Raw genomic sequence first — 19,561 nt, 5'->3', positions numbered from 1 at the left:
CTGCCAATCCACACGTATCATCATGCGACCGGTGTCTATGTTTTCCCTGCGTTCCATTTGTGCTGCCGCACTGTTTGCGCTTTGCCTGTCTACCTTCCCGGCGCTGGCCGCCGAGCCGCCCACCCGCGATGCCGTGCAGCAAAGCCTCGACAAGATTGCCGACCGCAAGCTGCCGGATGCCGATCAGAAGGCCTTGCAGCAGGTGCTTGAGCAGACGCTGGCGTTTCTCAACAGCAAAGACGACAGCGAGCAAAAGCTGACCGCGCTCAAGCAGCAGCTGGCTCAAGCGCCAAAACAGACCTCGGACAACCAGCGCGAGCTGGCCCGGTTGAAAGAAAGCAAAGTCGTTGCCGTTGCACAGCGCTACGGTGGCCTCGATGTGCCGCAACTGGAGCAACTGCTCAGCCAGCGCAGCACCCAGCAAAGTGATCTGCAAAGCGAGCTTAACGACGCCAACAGCCTGGCCATCACCGCGCAAACCCGACCGGAGCGGGCGCAGACTGAAATCAGCGCCAATCAGACACGCATCCAGCAGATCAATGCCATCCTCAAGAATGGCAAAGACAACGGCAAGACCCTGAGTGCCGATCAGCGCAATCTGCTCAATGCGGAACTGGCCTCGATCAACGCGCTGAACCTGCTGCGCCGTCAGGAACTGGCCGGCAACAGCCAGTTACAGGACCTGGGCAACAGCCAGCACGACTTGCTGACCGAAAAAGTCGCCCGCCAGGAGCAGGAAATTCAGGACCTGCAAACCCTGATCAACGACAAGCGCCGAGCCCAGTCGCAGAAAACCGTGGCGGACCTGTCTCTGGAAGCGCAGAAATCCGGTGGCAGCAGCCTGCTGGCGACCGAGAGCGCCGCCAACCTCAAGCTGTCCGATTACCTGCTGCGCGGCACCGACCGTCTCAACGAGCTGACCCAGCAAAACCTCAAGACCAAGCAGCAACTGGACAACCTGACGCAGACCGATCAAGCCCTCAGCGAGCAGATCAACGTGCTGAGCGGCAGCCTGCTGCTGTCCAAGATTCTCTACAAGCAAAAACAGTCGTTGCCGCACCTGGAACTGGACAAAGGCCTGGCTGACGAAATCGCCAACATCCGCCTTTATCAGTTCGACATCAATCAGCAACGCGAGCAGATGAGCACACCGACCGCTTACGTCGAACGACTGCTCGCCACCCAGCCCCCGGAAAATATCACCCCGCAACTGCGCAGGACACTGCTTGATCTGGCCATCACCCGCAGCGACCTGCTCGAACGCCTGAACCGCGAGCTGAGCGCGTTGCTCAACGAGTCCATCACGCTGCAATTGAACCAGAAGCAGTTGACCAGTACCGCCGTCGGCCTGCGCTCAACTCTGGACGAGCAGATGTTCTGGATCCCCAGCAACAAGCCGCTGGATCTGGAGTGGTTCCAGAACATCTGGCCGCGCCTGCAAAAACAGGTCGCGACCCTGCCCTGGACGTCCAGCCTCAGCGAGCTGTCGGACGGCCTGACACAACGCCCGCTGCTGTTTCTGCCATTGTTACTGCTGATCGGTGTACTGACCTGGAGGCGCAAGGCGCTGTACCAGAAGCTCAACCGGCTGCACGCCGACATCGGCCACTTCAAACGCGACAGTCAGTGGAAAACCCCGTTGGCGCTGCTGATCAACGTGCTGCTGGCCATGCCGGTCGCATTGGGGCTGGCGCTGTGCGGCTACGCCTTGCAAATCGATGCGCGCGGGCAAAACGCCAACCTTGGCGAGGCCTTGCTGCAGATCGCGCTGGCCTGGCTAGTGTTCTACACCGCCTACCGCGTGCTGGCCCCGTCCGGCGTTGCGCAACTGCACTTTCGCTGGGAACCGGCGCAGGTCGCGTTCTTGCGCGGCTGGGTTCGTCGCCTGGGGTTGGTGGTGCTGGCGCTGGTCGCCGTGGTGGCGGTCGCCGAGCATCAACCGGCCGCGCTGGCCGACGACGTGCTGGGTATCGGCGTGGTGCTGACCTGTTACGCGCTGATGACCTGGCTGCTGGGCCGATTGCTGCTCTCCAGCCCTACGCACCACAACGCGTCGCTGTTCCGCAAGACGCTGGGTGTGGCGTTCACGGCATTGCCGGTCGCGCTGTTTCTGGCGGTGTGCTTCGGCTACTACTACACCGCACTCAAACTCAGCGACCGTCTGATCGACACGCTGTACCTGATGATGATCTGGCTGATGGTCGAAGCCACCTTCGTTCGTGGTCTGGGCGTTGCCGCGCGGCGACTGGCCTACCAGCGTGCGCTGGCCAAACGTCAGGCTGCGCGAGAAAACGGTGACAGCGACATCCCCGTCGAAGAACCGAAACTGGACATCGAACAGGTCAACCAGCAGTCGCTGCGCCTGATTCGTCTGGCCCTGCTGGCCGGCTTCGTCGGCGCGTTGTATCTGGTCTGGGCCGAACTGATCACGGTGTTCGCCTACCTGGACAACATCATCCTCTACGAATACACAAGCGGCACCGGCGCCAACATGAGCATGGTGCCGATCAGCCTGAGCGACTTCCTCGGTGCCGGGGTCATCATCGTCATTACCTTTGTGCTGGCGGGCAACCTGCCCGGCTTGCTCGAGGTGCTGGTGCTGTCACGCATGAACCTGGCGCAAGGCAGCGCCTATGCGACCACCACGCTGCTCTCCTACACCATCGCCGGCATCGGCTTTGTGACCACGCTGTCCACATTAGGCGTGAGCTGGGACAAGCTGCAGTGGCTGGTCGCAGCGCTGTCGGTGGGCCTGGGGTTCGGCATGCAGGAGATCTTCGCCAACTTCATTTCCGGCATCATGATCCTCTTCGAGCGCCCGGTACGGATCGGCGACACCATCACCATCGGCGCCCTGTCGGGTACGGTCAGCAAGATCCGCATCCGCGCCACGACCATCACCGACTTCGACCGCAAGGACATTATCGTCCCGAACAAGACCTTCATCACCGGCCAGCTCATCAACTGGTCGCTGACTGACACCGTCACCCGCGTAACGCTCAAGCTGGGTGTGGATTACGGCTCGGACCTGGACCTGGTGCGCTCCCTGCTGCTGCAAGCCGCACGGGAAAACCCTCGGGTACTCAAGGAACCAGAGCCCATTGTCTACTTCCTGAACTTCGGCGAAAGCACCCTCGACCACGAACTGCGCATGCACGTCCGCGACCTGGGCGACCGCAACCCGGTACTCGACGAGATCAACCGCTTCATCAACCGCGAGTTCAAGAAACAGCACATCAACATCTCGTTCCGCCAGATGGAGATCTACCTCAAAAACACCCAGGGCCTGGAATACAAACTGGTGCCCGCCGAGCCAAGCGACAAAAACGGCGCACCCGCTGGGCAAACCACGCTGCAACCGGTAAACACCAAAGTGGCCCCGGCAACCAAAGATGCGCCAGAGCCGCCCGAGTTGAGGCTGGACTGAGGCTGAATGGGGAGTGACCGGCGGTTTGGGTGGCTGTCGGTTGTTCTCGGTCTACAAGCTGAACGGCTATAGCCCCTTGAAGGCTTGTTCAGCTTCAACAATGATCACGCCGAGCTTCGAGTCATAGGGCCATTGGTCGACGATGACTCTTGAGATACCCAGATCGCGATTCTGTTTTTCTGGGAGATCATTTTGCGCAATCAAGTCTAGAACGACTTGAAGTTTCTGTTTGAAATGCTCGAGCTGGCTTACTGTGGTGAATGCCAGCACGTTTGGATCGGCCAGGTTGATAGCTTCGTTGATGCACTTGATGGCATGTGTGATTTTTTCTGTGCATTTTCTTTGGGACTTCATGGCTGTACAGGCCCCATTGGGTAGGAGTTGGAGCAACCGAGAAAATAGGCATTACAGCCTTCATTGGTAGAGATTTCTAGAGCGATTGGCGTAAAACTTTCAAAGTTTGGATATTCATATTTACGCCCGTTCAATATCGCGTCCGTTAGCTTGGTCGAAAATCATTAGCACAGAGCAAAACGTTGCGGACAATGACAGCCAATTCATTCCTCACCCATTTCACTTTTCAATTTACGCAACAAAGGAGTCTCTCCACCGGTCAATTCAATTCTGAACTCTGCGAAAGCGTGCTCAAGAAGGGGATATTGTTGCAAGCTCTCTTCTGTAAACAGGTAAGGCCCTGGAATATCTCCCCACTGCAGCTTAACCGGTATCATGCCAGATTCGGCTAGCTTCATCAGAGGTTCTATCTCAATTCGAAGTTTTTCAACAACGTGATCTGATTTTTCTAAATCTTCAATGGCCTCACGTAGCTTTTGCGTTTTCTGTTTAAGTTTTTCGATATCCATATACACCTCTGGTGGCGCCAGCAATGATGCGTGATTTATATATTCTAGCGCAGAATTAAATTTCATAACTCGCCTCAGCCTACTAGTTTGAATAACTCTCGTTGATACGAGGTCAACTACCTCCCCCCCTATGGCATCATAAGGTTTATAGAGTATAGAAAACTTGTCGCATCAGCGTTTGCGGGCGGTTTGGCGTTCGCGAGCAAGTTATCTGATGATGGCGACCCGCAATTGCGGCGTGCTTTTTGGAGGTGGTATCTGTGTGTTGCCGTGCCGCTCAACGCCTGATCTACCAGAGCGCTAGCGTATATCTGAGTATTAATCGGGCTTCATCCAGGTCATTACCAAAGCCTGACCGAACGAGTGAGGCTCCATGTGAGCCTTGCTCCTTGCCAGCCATCAAGCTCTCGTGGAATATCGGCAGGGCAATTTCTCAATGGATCCTTTATGAACGACGCTGCTCCCGCCCTGCCCCGCACACTTGGAGAATCCATCACCAAGGAGCTGCGCAGAATGCTGGTGGAAGGCGAGCTGGTCCCCGGTCAGCGCCTCTCGGAAGCGGCGCTGGCGGACAGCCTGCAGATCTCCCGAAACACCTTGAGAGAAGCGTTCAGAGTGCTGACCCGCGAAGGCTTGCTCACCCATGAGCCTAATCGTGGCGTGACCGTGGCCGAGCCGGACATGGCGTCGATCATCGACATCTATCGCGTGCGCCGTTTTATCGAATGCACGGCGATTGCCCAGGCTTATCCGCAGCATCCGGGCGTGCGGCACATGCGCGAAGCGGTCGAGGCGGGAGTCCAGGCGCGTGAAGCAAGCGACTGGGTGGCGGTCGGCACGGCCAACATGATGTTCCACAAGGCGATCGTCGAGCTGGCTGACAGCCCGCGTCTGACGGCGTTTTAGGGGCAGATCTCGGCAGAATTGCGCCTGGCCTTCGGTTTGCTGAACAATCCTGAATTGCTTCACTCGCCTTATCTGGACATGAACGCCGCAGTGCTCGGCTGTCTCGACGCTGGCAAGACCGATGAGGCAACGCGCATGCTCGAAGACTACCTGGTGCAATCGGAGCGTACGATTCTGGCCGCTTTCCAGCGCAACCGGACCGGTAGTCAGGCCTGACTGCCGATTGCCAGAACTACCGTTGATGGCTTGGGGTCTACGGGTTCTGATCGCTGAAACCCGCCCGACGAGCCACACAGGCCGCCGCTCTGTTGCACGCCTGAAATTCTCCTCTGGAGGCGACACGCTTTGAAAGCACTCGACGAACTCGTTTTCGACAACCGCTTTGCCCGCCTGGGTGATGCGTTTTCCACCCACGTATTGCCCGAGCCTATCGACGCGCCGCGCTTGGTGGTCGCCAGCGAATCGGCCCTGGCGCTGCTGGATCTGGCCCCTGAGCAGTCTGAACTGCCGCTGTTCGCAGAAATTTTCAGCGGTCACAAGCTGTGGGCCGAAGCAGAGCCACGGGCGATGGTTTATTCTGGCCATCAGTTCGGCTCCTACAACCCGCGCCTGGGCGACGGGCGTGGGCTGTTGCTGGGCGAGGTTTACAACGACGCCGGCGAGCATTGGGACTTGCACCTCAAAGGTGCTGGCCGCACGCCCTATTCGCGGATGGGCGATGGGCGTGCGGTGCTGAGGTCTTCGATTCGCGAGTTTCTGGCTTCCGAGGCGCTGCATGCGCTGGGCATCCCCAGCAGTCGCGCCGCGTGTGTGGTCAGTTCCAACACGCCAGTATGGCGGGAGAAACAGGAATATGCGGCGATGGTGCTGCGTCTGGCACAGAGCCACGTGCGTTTCGGCAGCCTTGAATACCTGTTCTACACCAAGCAGCCAGAGCACTTGAAGACGCTGGCCGAGCATGTACTGACAATGCACTACCCACACTGTCAGGAGCAGCCCGAGCCCTATCTGGCGATGTTCCGGGAAATCGTCGAGCGCAATGCCGAGCTGATCGCCAAGTGGCAGGCCTATGGTTTCTGCCACGGCGTGATGAACACCGACAACATGTCGATTCTGGGCATTACCTTCGACTTCGGGCCGTTTGCGTTTCTGGATGATTTCGACGAGCACTTCATCTGCAATCACTCCGATCATGAAGGCCGTTACTCCTTCAGCAATCAGGTGCCCATCGCGCAGTGGAACCTTAGCGCGCTGGGGCAGGCATTGACGCCGTTTGTCAGTGTGGAAGCGTTGCGCGAGACGATTGGCCTGTTTCTGCCGCTGTACCAGGCGCACTATCTGGACCTGATGCGTCGTCGGTTGGGCCTGACGGTTGCGCAGGATCAGGACGACAAGCTGGTCAGCCAACTGCTGCAACTGATGCAGAACAGCGGCGTGGATTACACCCTGTTCTTCCGCCGTCTGGGCGATCAACCTGCCGCACAAGCGCTGCGCGCGTTACGTGATGACTTCGTGGACATCAAAGTCTTCGATGACTGGGCACAGGCCTATCAGGCACGCATCGCGGCTGAGGAAAACGGCACCGAGCAGGCGCGCAAAGAGCGGATGCACGCGGTCAATCCGCTGTACATCCTGCGCAACTACCTCGCGCAAAATGCCATCGAAGCGGCCGAAAAAGGCGATTACGAAGAAGTCCGCCGCCTCCACCAAGTGCTCTGCACCCCCTTCACCGAACAACCCGGCATGGAAGGCTACGCGCAACGTCCACCGGACTGGGGCAAGCACCTTGAGATCAGTTGCTCGTCGTGAGGCCTGGAGGGCGGCGCAGATCTGTGACGCGGAGCGTCACTCACGGCATTCCCACGCTGGAGCGTGAGGAACGATAATCTCAACTACCGTGCCGCTGATTACTTATCGTGCGACGCTCTGCGTCGCATGCAGGTCTGGACGCGGAGCGTCACTCACGGCATTACCGCGCTTCAGCGTGAGTAACGATAATCTCAACTACCGTGCCGCTGATTACCTATCGTGCGACGCTCTGCGTCGTCATGCCGTTCTGGACGCTCTGCGTCCGCTTTATCTACGAAAGCCCAGCATTCACCAGCCACTGCTCCAGCCCTTCCAGGTCGGGGATGCGTGCGACGGTTTCGCCGATCTGCACGGCGGCCAGTTCCAGTTCGGCCAGCGGGACGTCAACGTAGCTGAGTTGGCTGTCGACCTTGCACGAGCGCGGGATGCCTTGGGTCAGCAAAGCGATGAACCTGACGCCGTTGCGCCCGCCCAGCGCGTTGAGCACCACGATTCGCGCGCGCCCTCCTACGCGTGTTCGGCCGCCGCAAGCGGCTTCGAAGCTGAGCAGCGGCAGGCTCAGTTCGCGCCAGCTGATCACACCCAGATACCACTCGGGCGCATCCGGCCCGGCGCTGCTGTCCTGATAATCGATCAGCTCGGCGACCGCGACGTTGGGCAGCAACAGGTGCCGGTCGCTGAGCGGCAACAGCAGGCCGGTCAGGCTGGTCAGCCGGCTGGTCTGGAACGTACCTTCAGACATCGACCTGACTCCAGTAAGTGATGCTTTCCAGCAGCACGTTCTCCTGATAAGGCTTGCTCAGGTACTCGTTGACGCCCAGCGCCATGGCCCGGTCGCGGTGTTTCTGGCCGGAGCGTGAGGTGATCATGATGATCGGCAGTTCCTTGAGCTGTTCGTCCTGGCGGATCTGGCTGGCCACTTCAAAACCGTCCATGCGCGGCATTTCGATATCCAGCAACATGATGTCCGGCGTGTGCTCCTGCAACAGGCTCATGGCGTCGATCCCGTCCTTGGCGGTCAGCACATGCATGCCGTGGCGTTCAAGCAACCGACTGGTCACTTTGCGCACCGTCACCGAATCGTCCACAACCATCACCAGCAATGGCCTGGCGTGCTCGATCTCGTTATACGCTGCTGGCGTGAAGCCTCTGAAAGGCAGGCCCTGCAAGGTGCGAAGCTGCGCCATCAGATCAAGAATCAGAACCACACGGCCATCACCCAGAATGGTCGCGCCGGAAATGCCCTGCACTCTGGAAAACTGCGCGCCAAGGCTCTTGACCACAATTTCCCGCGAGCCGGCCAGCGCATCGACCTGCACCGCCACCCACTGATCCTGCAAATGCACCAGCAGTACCGGCAGCGGCTGTAATTGCCCGACCAGCCGTGGCGGGCTGTTGCCCAGCAACTCACCCAGATAACGCAACTCGTAACTGCGCCCGCCGTACTGATAACGCGGCGGGCTGGTCTGGTAGTAACCGTCCAGCTCGTTGGCCATCACGCGCACGATGCCATCGACGGTGTTGAGCGGCACCGCGTATTGCTCTTCGCCACAGGTCACCATCAGCGCCCGGTTGACCGACACCGAAATCGGCAGACGAATACGAAAGCGCGTGCCCTTGCCAGGCACCGAGTCGATGACCATCGAGCCGCCCAACTGCTTGACCTCGGCATGCACCACGTCCATGCCCACGCCTCGCCCGGAAATCTGGGTGATGATCTCGCTGGTGGAAAACCCCGCCTGCAGAATGAACGGCAACACTTCATGATCGGCCAGGTCGGCGTCCGGGTGGATCATGCCGCGCTTGATGGCCTTGCGGCGCACGGCCGCCAGATCGACGCCCGAGCCGTCATCGCTCAGCTCGATCAGCATGTCGCCGCCTTCGTACATCAGCTCCAGGTTGATGCGACCCTGTTCCGGTTTGCCTGCAGCGATACGTTTTTCGGTGCTTTCAAGGCCGTGATCGACGGCGTTGCGCAGCATGTGCTCCAGTGGCGCGACCATCCGCTCCAGCACGTTGCGGTCCATCTCGCCATCGGCATTGCCGACCTCGAAATGCACTTTCTTGTTCAGTTCCGAGGCCACCTGTCGCACCACGCGACGCAAACGCGGCACCAGTCGCTCGAACGGCACCATGCGCGTGCGCATCAGGCCTTCCTGCAACTGGGTGTTGACCCGGGCCTGCTGCGAAAGCAGTGTTTCGGCATCGCGGGCCCGCGCGCCGAGGGTCTCCTTGAGGTCCATCAGGTCGGACGCAGACTCGAACAAGGCGCGCGACAACTGCTGCAACTGAGAGTGGCGGTCCATTTCCAGCGGGTCGAACTCTTCGTAACCCAGCCGCTCGGCCTGAACCTGCTCGCGGCTGAGAATACGCCCCTGGGTTTCCATATCCAGACGACGCAACTGGTCGCGCATCCGCTCGATGGTGGTTTCCATTTCCACCAGCGTGACCTGCGAATCAATAATCTGCTGCTCGATGCGCCCCCGGAAGATGGATGTTTCGCCCGCCAGATTGACCAGGCCTTCCAGTTGCTCGGCAGGCACCTTGACCATTTCCGGGCCACTGCGCTCGACCTCGCCGTCAACAGCAAGCGAGACCGCCACAACCGGTTCCGGGCCGGACTCGATGGCCTGCGCAACAAACTGCCCACCCGTCGCGCCATCGCTGGCCAGCCTGCGGATGTTTTCGATCAGCAGGGTTGCGTCAGGCAGCGGCTTTTCAGAGCGCACCGCATCGAGCATGTCGGCCAGCACATCGTGGCCGCTCTGCAGCAGGCTGATCATCAGAGGATCAGCCTGCATGCTGCCCGCGCAAAGCCCTTCGTAAAGCGTTTCCAGCTCGTGAGCAAGGTCGCCTATCGGAGCAATTTCGACCATCCGTGCGCCACCCTTGAGGGTGTGCAGGTCGCGCAGCAGGTTCTCGACCTCCAGCAGGTTTTGCGGGTCAGCCTGCCAGCGGGCCAGTGCCGCGCCGGAGCTTTCGATGATGTCGAAACCTTCCTCAAGGAAGACTTCACGCAACTCGGTGTCATGCTCAGGCAGGTCTGCGCTGGCCTGGGACGATAATGGCGCTTCGGGCACTGCGCTCTCGACCGTGCGGCAGCCGCGCAACGCCTCGATCAGCGCCGAGGGATCGCTGAGCGCTGCGTGCTGATACAACTGCTCCAGCAGAATCGCCAGGTGGTCGTGACTCTTGTGCAGCAACTCGGCCAGCGTCGGTGAATGGTTGAAGCGTCGGTCGATCAAGCCTTCGTAAAGGTTTTCCAGCTCGTGGGCAAGGTCGCCCACTTCAACCACTTCGGCCATCCGCGCACCGCCCTTGAGGGTGTGCAGGTCGCGTTGCAGCGAACTCAACGGTGCCGGGTTTTCCGGATCAGCCAGCCAGCGTTGCAGGGCTTGCCCTGCGCTGTCGAGGATATCGACGGCTTCCTCCAGAAATATCTCGACAATCTCGTCGTCCGGACTGAAAACCTCCGGCGGCACGGCCTCACGGGCCAGTTGCTCGGTGGCCGCATTGAGTTCTGTAACACTCAGGGTACGGTGGCCATCGCTCTTGACCAGCCCGGTCGCCGACGGGTCCAGCGCCTGATCCAGCAGATCGTTCAAGGCGCGCACGCACTCGGGGCGTGGCTCGACATTCTGGCCGGCCGCCACCTGATCAAGCATATTGATCAAGGCTTCATGGGCCTGTTCGGCTACGTCGAAAAAGCGCTCGCTGACCGCCAGGCTGCTTTCTTCGACAGCGCCATACAAGTCGAGCAAGGCCTCGCACAGCTCATCGACCTGCGGCAAATCGGCCAGGTGCGCGCCATGCCCCAGCGTGGTCAGCTCATCGAGCAGCGCGCTAAGCTCCTGTCGCTCACCGGGATGCTGACGCCAGCGCCGCAACAGGTTTTCGGCATCGAGCACGATGTCCATGCCTTCGGCCAGAAAGCCCGCCAGCAGCGTGGGGTTACGCTTGATCCGCAAGCCGCTGTCCGAGTCACGCAGCACCGCCGTGAGGCGCTCATTGAGCAGCGAAAAGGCAGCATCGATCAACTGCGCCGCACCCGCAATCTCGCCCAGCGGAGTCGTGTCCAGCTGCTCCAGCCCCATACGCAGCAGCGGTTCGGCGCGGCGCAGCACGTCGAGTTCGGGCGCGCCGATGTCGATCAGGTTGGCTTTGTATTCGCGCACCAACTGGTCGAGCGGGCTGGCCAGTTCGGCAATCGGCAGCACACCAGCCATGTGCGCGCTGCCTTTGAGCGTGTGCAGTGCGCGCAGCACCGCGTCACTGATCGAAGGCGATGCGGACTGTTCGGCGTTGTCGAGAAAGCGGCTGAGGGTATTCAAATGCCCCAGCGCTTCCTGGCGGAAAATTTCCAGCAACTGCGGATCCAGCACTTCGCCTGGCGCATGCGAGTCGGCAACAGACAAAGAAGGTGCTTCAAGACCATTGGCCAGCGCGTGGGCGCGGGCCGCCAGCAGGTCGACGTCGTTGCGCTGGCACTGCGCGTCATCAGCGAAGTCGCGTATCACCGAGGGCAGCAGCGCCAACACTTCACCCATCAGTTGCTGCACTTCCAGACCCGGCAGTACGTCGCCTTCCAGCACCCGGTTGAGCAGGTTTTCCACCGACCAGGCCAGTTCACTGAGGATCAGCGCGCGCACCATACGGCCGCTGCCCTTGAGGGTATGAAACGCCCGGCGCACCTCGGTCAGTGCCGTGCTGTCCCAGTGACCGCCGCTGCCGAGCGAGGCAAACCAGCGCGGCAGATACTCACGCAGCGCGTCGAGGACTTCGTCGGCCTCTTCCAGAAAAACTTCGCGCAGCTCCTCATCCACCGCCTCTTCGTCAGGCGAAGGCGGCAGCAGGCTGGTGGGCACGTTGCGCGCCGGAGGGTTGACCGCCGACATCGGGCTGGCGAGCACTTGTGCAATGGTTTGCGTCGGGCTGACCAAGGCCTTGCGGTCGTCCAGTTCCAGCAGTTCGTCCTGAGTGATGATCTCGTCGAGCAGCGGCACTTCAAGCGTATCCGCTGCGGGGGTATAACCCAGACGCGCGAGGCTTTGCTGGGCCATGTCGAGAACTTGATCGCCAAGCGCTTCGTGGTCTTCGAGCATGCGTTCCAGGTAGTACTCGATCCCGGTAATGGTGTCAGCCAGGCAGTCGAGCTGCACGCCGGTGGGACGGGTTTCATCCACCAGCAGGTGTTCCTGAATGTATTCGTTGCAGGCAGCCAGCAGGCTCGCCGCACGCGCCAGCGGGATCATCGCCAGGGCACCGCGAACCTGTACGATCAGCGCGCACAGCGGGTCAAGCCGCTGGCGGTCCCATTCGCCATCGATGTAATCGAGGATCACGTCCTTGGCTTGCTGCAAGACGTTACGGGCCTCGCGAATCACCAGTTGATGAATCTGCGTCAGGTCGGTGGTCGGCAGGCGGCTTTCTTCGCGGCTCGACTGTTCGTTATTACCGGCCATCCCTGCGAGGGTCGATTCGACGTACAACAACGCGCCCGCCACATCCATCAGCGCGCCGTCGCTGGGCTCGCGCTGCCCCTGCGCCAGCCCCAGAACAACCGAAAGCTGGTCGATGATCACCTTGCGCGGCTGGCCAAAGCCCAACACAGCCAAGGTGTCGGCGATCTGTCGCAGCGGCGGCAGCAAGGCGTTGAGCTCGCTGACATGCTGGCGGTCACCGCGCACAAACACATCGAGCCGTTCCTTGACCCGCACCAGCCCTTCGCACAACGCCACGATCACCGAGCGCATGGCATCGCGGTCCGGCCCGGCCATGCGCGCCCGCTCTTCATTGACCACGTCGTTGCCGGGCAAGGCGTCGGCCAGTGCGTACTGATCCTTGAGATCGAGCATTTTCGGCGCCAGGCTATCGGACTTGGCGATGTAGAACAGCAGGCTTTTCAGCAATTCTTCCGGCGCAGGCTGATTGATGCCCGCCACGCCCTGCTCGGCCAGCCGCTTGAGTTCCTTGTCAGCGTCTTTCAACAGGCTGCGCAGGGCCGGGCTATTGGTGAAGTTGCCGTTGAGCATGGTCTCGACCAGTGCCGAGGAAATTCGCCAGAGCGGACCGAGCGGCGCGTCTTCGCACAATTGCTCGAGCCGGGCGAAGACCTTGGCCATGTAACCGAGCTGGGTCTGTACGCCCTGCTCGCGCATCAGGCCCGCCAGCGCTGCCTGCAAGGTCTGGCGCAGCTTGCGCAGCAGGCCTGGCAGTTCCGGGGTATTGCGTCGCGCCAGTTCTTCCTCATCAAGGGCTGGGACGACGACCAGTTGCGGGGCGAACAGGCTGGTTTCCGAGAGCAGGCTTTCACCCCGCGCACTGCGCAGGTCATTGAGCAACGGCAAAACCACCAGCGGCAGATCACGGCGCGCGGAGTGAATACGCTCCAGGTACAGCGGCAACTGGCTCATGGCCTGAATCAAAAGCTGCTCGGACTCGACCGGATGGCTGACGCGATTTTGCTGAACTGCCAGCGCCAGTTGCTCGATTTCCTCGGCCAGTAACGCCGCGCCATAGAATTCGATCATTTGCAGGCTGCCGTGAACCTGATGCACCAGGTTCAGGCACTCGGCCATCGCCGCGCCGTTGGCCGGATCTTCGATGAATTCGTCCAGCGCATGGCGGGCCTGCCGCAGCGTTTCGGCGATCTCGCCCTTGAGCCATTCAAGGGCCACGTAATCGTGACGATCAGCCATGACGAGGCCCGCCTGTTACCCAACCAAGATTGTTCATTTCTTGAACATCATCCGATCTTCTTCGAGGGCGGCAGGGTGAAACCCGATACCGAGCGACGCATTTCGCTGGCCATCTTCGCCAGATTGCCAATGCTTTCGGCGGTGGCCGACGTGCCGGACGTGGTCTGCGAAGTGGTCTGCTGAATCACGGTCATGGTCTGCGAGATCTGACCGGCAGATTCGGCCTGCTGATGGGCTGCATCGGTGATACTTTCGATCAGTTCGGCCAGCACCCTGGAAACGCCTTCGATTTCCCCGAGTGCCACGCCAGCATCCTGCGCCAGCCGCGCGCCGCGCACCACTTCGCTGGTGGTCTGCTCCATGGAGATCACTGCTTCATTGGTGTCGTTCTGGATGGCACGCACCAGCGTCTCGATCTGTTTGGTCGCCGACGAGGAACGCTCCGCCAGCCGCTGCACTTCGTCAGCCACCACCGCAAAGCCTCGCCCGGCATCACCGGCCATCGACGCCTGAATGGCCGCGTTGAGCGCAAGAATGTTGGTTTGATCGGCAATGTCGTCGATCAGGCTGACAATGTCGCCAATTTCCTGCGAAGACTCACCCAAGCGCTTGATGCGCTTGGACGTGTCCTGAATCTGTTCGCGAATGTTGTCCATGCCGTGGATGGTGTTCTGCACCACCTCGTTGCCTTTGTTGGCAATTGCCACCGAACGCTCGGCAACCGCCGAGGACTCCGACGCATTGGCCGACACCTGATCAATCGATGCCGCCATGTCGTTGACCGCCGTGGAGGCCGCGCTGATCTGCAAGGCCTGATGCTCGGACGCGGCAGACAACTGCATGGCCGTGGCCTGGGTCTCGGTGACGGCCGAGGCCACCTGTTCGGCCGTCAGGTTGATGGTCACCACCAGTTCGCGCAGTTGATCGATGGAGTAGTTGATGGAGTCGGCAATCGCACCGGTGAAGTCCTCGGTAACAGAAGCCGTCACGGTCAGATCGCCGTCGGCGAGGTTTTCGATCTCGTCCAGCAGACGCATGATCGCCGTCTGATTGCGCTCGCTCTTCTGAGCGGTTTCGCGCAACTGGCGGTTGGTTTCGCGAACCATGACCAGCCCGATGAGGATGATCGACATCAGCGCCAGCAAGCCCAGCACATAACCGCCGACGGTGTTCATGGTGCGGCGTTTGGCGAGGTTTTCCAGGCTGTTGGCGAGCACCGAGGTTTCGTCCAGCAGGGTCTGCGAGGTGTTAAAGATGTTGCCCGAGGCCTCGCGCACCTGATAAAGCTCGGGCGAGGTTTCGAGGATTTCGTCCACCGAGCCGGACACGAACTCGAACAGCTCGGCGATTTCCGCCAGCCGCGCCCGGGCATCGCGATCTTCGACCTGGGTGATGCGCAGCGTCGCATTGCCTTCCAGCATGCCGTTAAGCACCCGGCCAAACTGGCTGGCGTCACGGCCAAAGGCATCGGCGGCCTGCACCGCTGTTTCGTCGCCAGCCAGTACGGTGTTGACCGAACCGAGAATCCGCTCGGCGAGCAGCGCCTGACGTTGCGCGACCACGACCTGCGCAGCAGGCGCACGACTTTGCAGAAGGTTTTCGACGACCTTGTCGTATTCGGCCTGCAACTGCGGAATGGTTTCGGCCAGAGTCGCCGCCACCTGGTGCAGTGAAAGGACGGTCTGCTCGCTGGCCAGAATCACGTCGGTACTCTTGCGCAGCCCTTCCCAGTCCCGTTGCACGGTGCGCAATTCGTCGCGTATCAGCTCGGGAGCCGCAGGCAGCCCGGTGGCCGGGTCGCCTTTTCTCAGGTAGCCCCAGCGCACGTCGAAATCGTTGCGCGCATCGGCCAGCAATTTGAACGCCTGGGTTTTGCCGGCAGCCGCTTCCGTGGCGTTCTTGGCGATGCGCTGGGACAGCACGCGCAGCTCACCGGCATGCCCGATGTACTGCTTGTCGTAGTTCGACTGAGTATTGAGGTACGCGAAGTTGGCGAACAGCAACATGATGAAAACAATCAACGCGACGAACAGCAGAATAATCTGCGTCCGGCTTCGTGCACCTTCCCTTGACCTGTCTGTACTGCTCATTAATCAGGCCCCCGCCTGGACCAATTGTGAACCTAGGACGCCAGGTCCATGAAATCTGCAGACTGCACCAACGCCCACGGGCTGAATATCTGCCAGGCCTGCTCGCGAATGAACTGACCCCGCAGGAACGGCACGAGGCGCTGATCGACGTCCTGCGGGGTGTGGGGTATCAGGCTCAACTGACTGAAACGCTGCATGCCGAACACCTCATCGACCATCAGGCCGGCAAATATGTCGTTGTACTCGACCACCATCACCCGGCGCTGCTTGCGTGCCGACGTCAGTTCGTGACCGAAGAACCCGCACAAGTCCATGAGCGGCAACAGCCGACCGCGCAGATTGGCGACACCCGCCACCCAGAATTTCACGCCGGGCATGACAGCGTGTCGGGGCTCATGGAGAATTTCGGCGATTTCACCGATCGGTGCCACAAAACGCTGATCGCCCATGCGAAAGCCAATCCCGACCCAGTCCTGCTGGTGGGTTTCCTGCAACGGCAGGCCCGCCGCCAGCGAACGGCAGCGTCGGTCCATATCCAGCAGCAGTTCAAAGGCGGTACGAGGCTCGGCCATGGCGATTCCGGCAATCAGCCGGCCAGCACCGCGTTCAGGGTTTTCATCAGGGTTTCTTCATCTACCGGCTTGGTCAGGTAATCCCGCGCGCCTTGGCGTTTGCCCCAGACCTTGTCGGTTTCCTGATCCTTGGTGGTGATCATGATCACCGGAATGTTGCTGGTGTCGGCGTCCTTGGTCAGCTGGCGCGTGGCCTGAAAACCGTTGAGCCCCGGCATGACGATGTCCATCAATACGGCGTCGGGCTTTTCCTGACGGGCCAGAGCCACGCCATCAGCGCCGTTTTCGGCCTTGAGCACTTCATGGCCGTGCTTTTCGAGCATGCCTGTGAGTTTGTACATTTCAGTCGGCGAGTCATCGACGATCAGTATTCGAGCCATGGGTGTTCCCCGTCAGATTACGAGCGCGCGACATCAGGCGCGGGCGTCACGATATGTGTTGTTCTGCTGCAACGAAGCCCGGCACATGAGCCTTGATCGCGCTGAGCAGTTCTTCCTTGCTGAAAGGCTTTGTCAAAAACTGATCAGAACCGACGATTCGCCCCTTGGCCTTGTCGAACAGACCGTCCTTGGAGGACAGCATAATGACCGGCGTGGACTTGAATGCACGGTTGTTCTTGATCAGCGCGCACGTCTGGTAGCCGTCCAGACGCGGCATCATGATATCGACGAATATGATTCGTGGGTGGTTATCGGCAATCTTGGCCAGCGCGTCAAAACCGTCTATCGCAGTGATGACTTCGCAACCTGCGTTTTTAAGCAGCGTTTCGGCGGTGCGGCGGATGGTCTTCGAGTCATCGATGACCATGACTTTCAATGCAGAGGCGTGTTGTTCCATAGCTGCTCTTCCATCGCCGCAGCGAATTTTTGCGCATTCTGCGAGGCATTGAGAGCCTGACGGTATCGCTTCATTGATCCACAGGGATCGAAGCCTGGATGCCGAGCCTTTTTAGCATACTCTCCGGACTCAATCCATAAAGCGCACCGTGGCAGACCTGCCCCTTGACCGGGAGCACTCGGAGCGCCACCCTGATGCCAATTTTATGGCCGTTGCGGCCCTTACCGATCAGAGGATATTGCCCATGAGCGTTCGCCTAGGGATTGTCATGGACCCCATTGAGCGCATCTCCTATAAAAAGGACAGCTCGCTGGCCATGCTCCTTGCCGCACAGGATCGCGGCTGGACGCTGTTCTATATGGAACAGAAAGACCTGTACCAGAACGCAGGCCAGGCCCGCGCGCGCATGAAGCCGCTGAAGGTGTTCGCCGATCCGGCCAAATGGTTCGAGTTCGAAGCCGAAATCGACGCAGGTCTGGACGATCTGGACGTGATCCTGATGCGCAAGGATCCACCGTTCGACATGGAATTCATCTACACCACTTACCTGCTGGAACAGGCCGAGAGCGCTGGCGTGCTGGTGGTCAACAAGCCGCAGAGCCTGCGCGACTGCAACGAAAAGCTGTTCGCCACGCTGTTCCCGCAGTGCACCCCGCCGACACTGGTCAGCCGCCGCGCCGACATCCTGCGCGAGTTCGCCGAGCAACAGGGCGACGTGATCCTCAAGCCGCTGGACGGCATGGGCGGCGCGTCGATCTTCCGTCATCGTGCGGGCGACCCGAACCTCTCGGTGATCCTCGAAACCCTGACGGCCCACGGCACCCAGCAAATCATGGCGCAGGGCTACCTGCCCGCCATCAAGGACGGCGACAAGCGCATTCTGATGGTTGACGGCGAGCCGGTGCCATACTGCCTGGCGCGCATCCCTGCCGCTGGCGAAACCCGTGGCAACCTGGCCGCTGGCGGGCGTGGCGAAGCGCGTCCGCTGAGTGACAAGGACCGCTGGATCGCCGAACAGATCGGCCCGACCCTGCGCGAAAAAGGCCTGCTGTTCGTCGGCCTCGACGTGATCGGTGAGCACCTGACCGAAATCAACGTCACCAGCCCGACCTGCATCCGCGAAATCGACAACGCTTTCGGCACCAATATCGGTGGCCTGTTGATGGATGCGATCGAGAAGAAGCTGGAAGCGCGCAAGGGCTAAGGTCCCCCGGAGATGGGGCTTTTTGTGAGAGCGGACCGGGCGACGCTTCGCTCCCACAAAGGCTCGCGTTTTCGTGTATTTCAAGCGTTATGTACAACGACGAGCGCCGCCGGCTATGGGGCAAACCCTATGCCACGGCGCCCCTTCGTCTGATCCGCAGCCAGGTTGCACCGTACATTGCGTTATCATGCGCCACCTGTAACACGACACGGATTTTGACATGCAGGCTGACGAGACACTGAACCGCTGATGACATCCATGGCCAGAAACGACCTGCCCCTCGAACTCGCCAATGTGGGTGTGCGTCCTGCCGATCGGCTGGGCTTTACCATGATGATCGCTGCGCTGATCCACCTCGCGGTGATCCTCGGCGTGGGCTTCACCTATGTGAAGCCGGAACAGATCTCGCAGACCCTGGAAATCACCCTCGCCACGTTCAAGAGCGAAGAAAAGCCCAAACAGGCCGACTTTCTGGCCCAGGACGATCAACAAGGCAGCGGCACGCTGGACAAGGCCGAAACGCTGAAGACCACCGAGCTTGCGCCGTATCAGGACACCAAGGTCAATAAAGTCACGCCGCCACCGTCCAGCAAGCCGGTGGTCAAGCAGGAAGCGCCCAAGACAGCCGTCGCGACCACTGCGGCCAGCCCGCAGAAAACCGTCGCCAAGCGCGACGAAGTCAAGCCCGAGCCCACTACCAAGGCCGCGCCGACCTTTGACAGTTCGGACCTGAGCAACGAAATCGCCAGCCTGGAAGCCGAACTCTCGACCGAACAGCAGCTGTACGCCAAGCGCCCCAAGATCCACCGCCTCAACGCCGCCTCGACCATGCGCGACAAAGGTGCCTGGTACAAGGACGACTGGCGCAAGAAGGTCGAGCGAGTCGGTAACCTGAACTATCCTGAGGAAGCTCGCCGCAAGCAGATTTACGGCAATTTGCGACTTCTTGTGTCGATCAATCGGGATGGGTCGTTGTACGAAGTGCTGGTGCTGGAATCATCAGGGCAACCGTTGCTGGACCAGGCCGCACAGCGAATCGTGCGTCTTGCTGCGCCCTTTGCGCCGTTCACCGGCGATCTGGCAGACATCGACCGGCTAGAGATCATCCGCACCTGGAAATTCGCACGCGGCGACAAGCTGTCCAGCAACTGACAT

At 60.3% G+C, this 19,561-nt stretch carries 12 protein-coding genes and 2 pseudogenes; 6 read left to right on the top strand and 8 right to left on the bottom strand.

Going from position 1 to position 19,561, the window contains the following annotated elements; genetic code table 11:
* Positions 1-37: 37 nt before the first annotated feature.
* Entirely contained in the window at positions 38-3,427 is a 3,390-nt protein-coding gene (gene mscK, locus QRN38_RS01595) for a mechanosensitive channel MscK (RefSeq protein WP_057419032.1), read from the top strand.
* A 66-nt stretch (positions 3,428-3,493) separates the two neighbouring features.
* On the opposite strand, the gene QRN38_RS01590 is transcribed toward mscK, so the two are convergent.
* Positions 3,494-3,781 (bottom strand): hypothetical protein, encoded by a 288-nt coding sequence (locus tag QRN38_RS01590; RefSeq protein ID WP_005771784.1) that lies wholly within the window; start codon positions 3,779-3,781, stop codon positions 3,494-3,496.
* Between the two features lie 203 nt (positions 3,782-3,984).
* Entirely contained in the window at positions 3,985-4,290 is a 306-nt protein-coding gene (locus QRN38_RS01585) for a hypothetical protein (RefSeq protein WP_057419031.1), read from the bottom strand.
* Positions 4,291-4,452: 162 nt separating this feature from the next.
* Between QRN38_RS01585 and QRN38_RS01580 the strand changes: the two are divergent.
* The 3 genes and pseudogenes from QRN38_RS01580 to selO all read left to right on the top strand — a co-directional run.
* A pseudogene (locus QRN38_RS01580) lies at positions 4,453-4,578 on the top strand (Imm5 family immunity protein); the annotation flags it as partial.
* A gap of 159 nt (positions 4,579-4,737) precedes the next feature.
* A pseudogene (locus QRN38_RS01575) lies at positions 4,738-5,412 on the top strand (GntR family transcriptional regulator).
* Positions 5,413-5,541: 129 nt separating this feature from the next.
* Complete coding sequence (selO, locus tag QRN38_RS01570) at positions 5,542-7,005, top strand: protein adenylyltransferase SelO (RefSeq protein ID WP_011105279.1); 1,464 nt, start codon at positions 5,542-5,544, stop codon at positions 7,003-7,005.
* A gap of 271 nt (positions 7,006-7,276) precedes the next feature.
* On the opposite strand, the gene QRN38_RS01565 is transcribed toward selO, so the two are convergent.
* From QRN38_RS01565 to pilG, 6 genes are read right to left on the bottom strand one after another with little or no spacing between them, the layout of a single operon-like run.
* Complete coding sequence (locus QRN38_RS01565; RefSeq protein ID WP_057419030.1) at positions 7,277-7,747, bottom strand: chemotaxis protein CheW; 471 nt, start codon at positions 7,745-7,747, stop codon at positions 7,277-7,279.
* Positions 7,740-13,703 (bottom strand): Hpt domain-containing protein, encoded by a 5,964-nt coding sequence (locus QRN38_RS01560; protein ID WP_122222793.1) that lies wholly within the window; start codon positions 13,701-13,703, stop codon positions 7,740-7,742. Before QRN38_RS01560 ends, QRN38_RS01565 begins: the two co-directional genes overlap by 8 nt.
* Positions 13,704-13,750: 47 nt before the next feature.
* Positions 13,751-15,793 (bottom strand): methyl-accepting chemotaxis protein, encoded by a 2,043-nt coding sequence (locus QRN38_RS01555; protein ID WP_005621029.1) that lies wholly within the window; start codon positions 15,791-15,793, stop codon positions 13,751-13,753.
* A gap of 32 nt (positions 15,794-15,825) precedes the next feature.
* On the bottom strand, positions 15,826-16,365 hold the full coding sequence (locus QRN38_RS01550) for a chemotaxis protein CheW (protein ID WP_005769411.1): 540 nt from the start codon (positions 16,363-16,365) through the stop codon (positions 15,826-15,828).
* Between the two features lie 14 nt (positions 16,366-16,379).
* Complete coding sequence (pilH, locus tag QRN38_RS01545) at positions 16,380-16,745, bottom strand: twitching motility response regulator PilH (protein ID WP_003377196.1); 366 nt, start codon at positions 16,743-16,745, stop codon at positions 16,380-16,382.
* A 46-nt stretch (positions 16,746-16,791) separates the two neighbouring features.
* On the bottom strand, positions 16,792-17,202 hold the full coding sequence (gene pilG / locus QRN38_RS01540) for a twitching motility response regulator PilG (RefSeq protein WP_002551738.1): 411 nt from the start codon (positions 17,200-17,202) through the stop codon (positions 16,792-16,794).
* Between the two features lie 244 nt (positions 17,203-17,446).
* On the opposite strand from pilG, the gene gshB reads away from it, so the two are divergent.
* Both gshB and QRN38_RS01530 read left to right on the top strand, forming a co-directional pair.
* Positions 17,447-18,406 carry a glutathione synthase gene (gshB, locus tag QRN38_RS01535; RefSeq protein WP_017700133.1) on the top strand — a complete coding sequence of 320 codons (960 nt, stop codon included), beginning with the start codon at positions 17,447-17,449 and terminating at the stop codon, positions 18,404-18,406.
* A gap of 249 nt (positions 18,407-18,655) precedes the next feature.
* Entirely contained in the window at positions 18,656-19,558 is a 903-nt protein-coding gene (locus tag QRN38_RS01530) for an energy transducer TonB (RefSeq protein ID WP_005736950.1), read from the top strand.
* Positions 19,559-19,561 lie beyond the last annotated feature (3 nt).

Source organism: Pseudomonas sp. CFBP2511 (genome assembly GCF_030209255.1).
GTDB lineage: Bacteria > Pseudomonadota > Gammaproteobacteria > Pseudomonadales > Pseudomonadaceae > Aquipseudomonas > Aquipseudomonas avellanae.
Note: the sequence above shows the minus strand (reverse complement) of the source record. Positions and strands in the feature narration are given on the sequence as shown.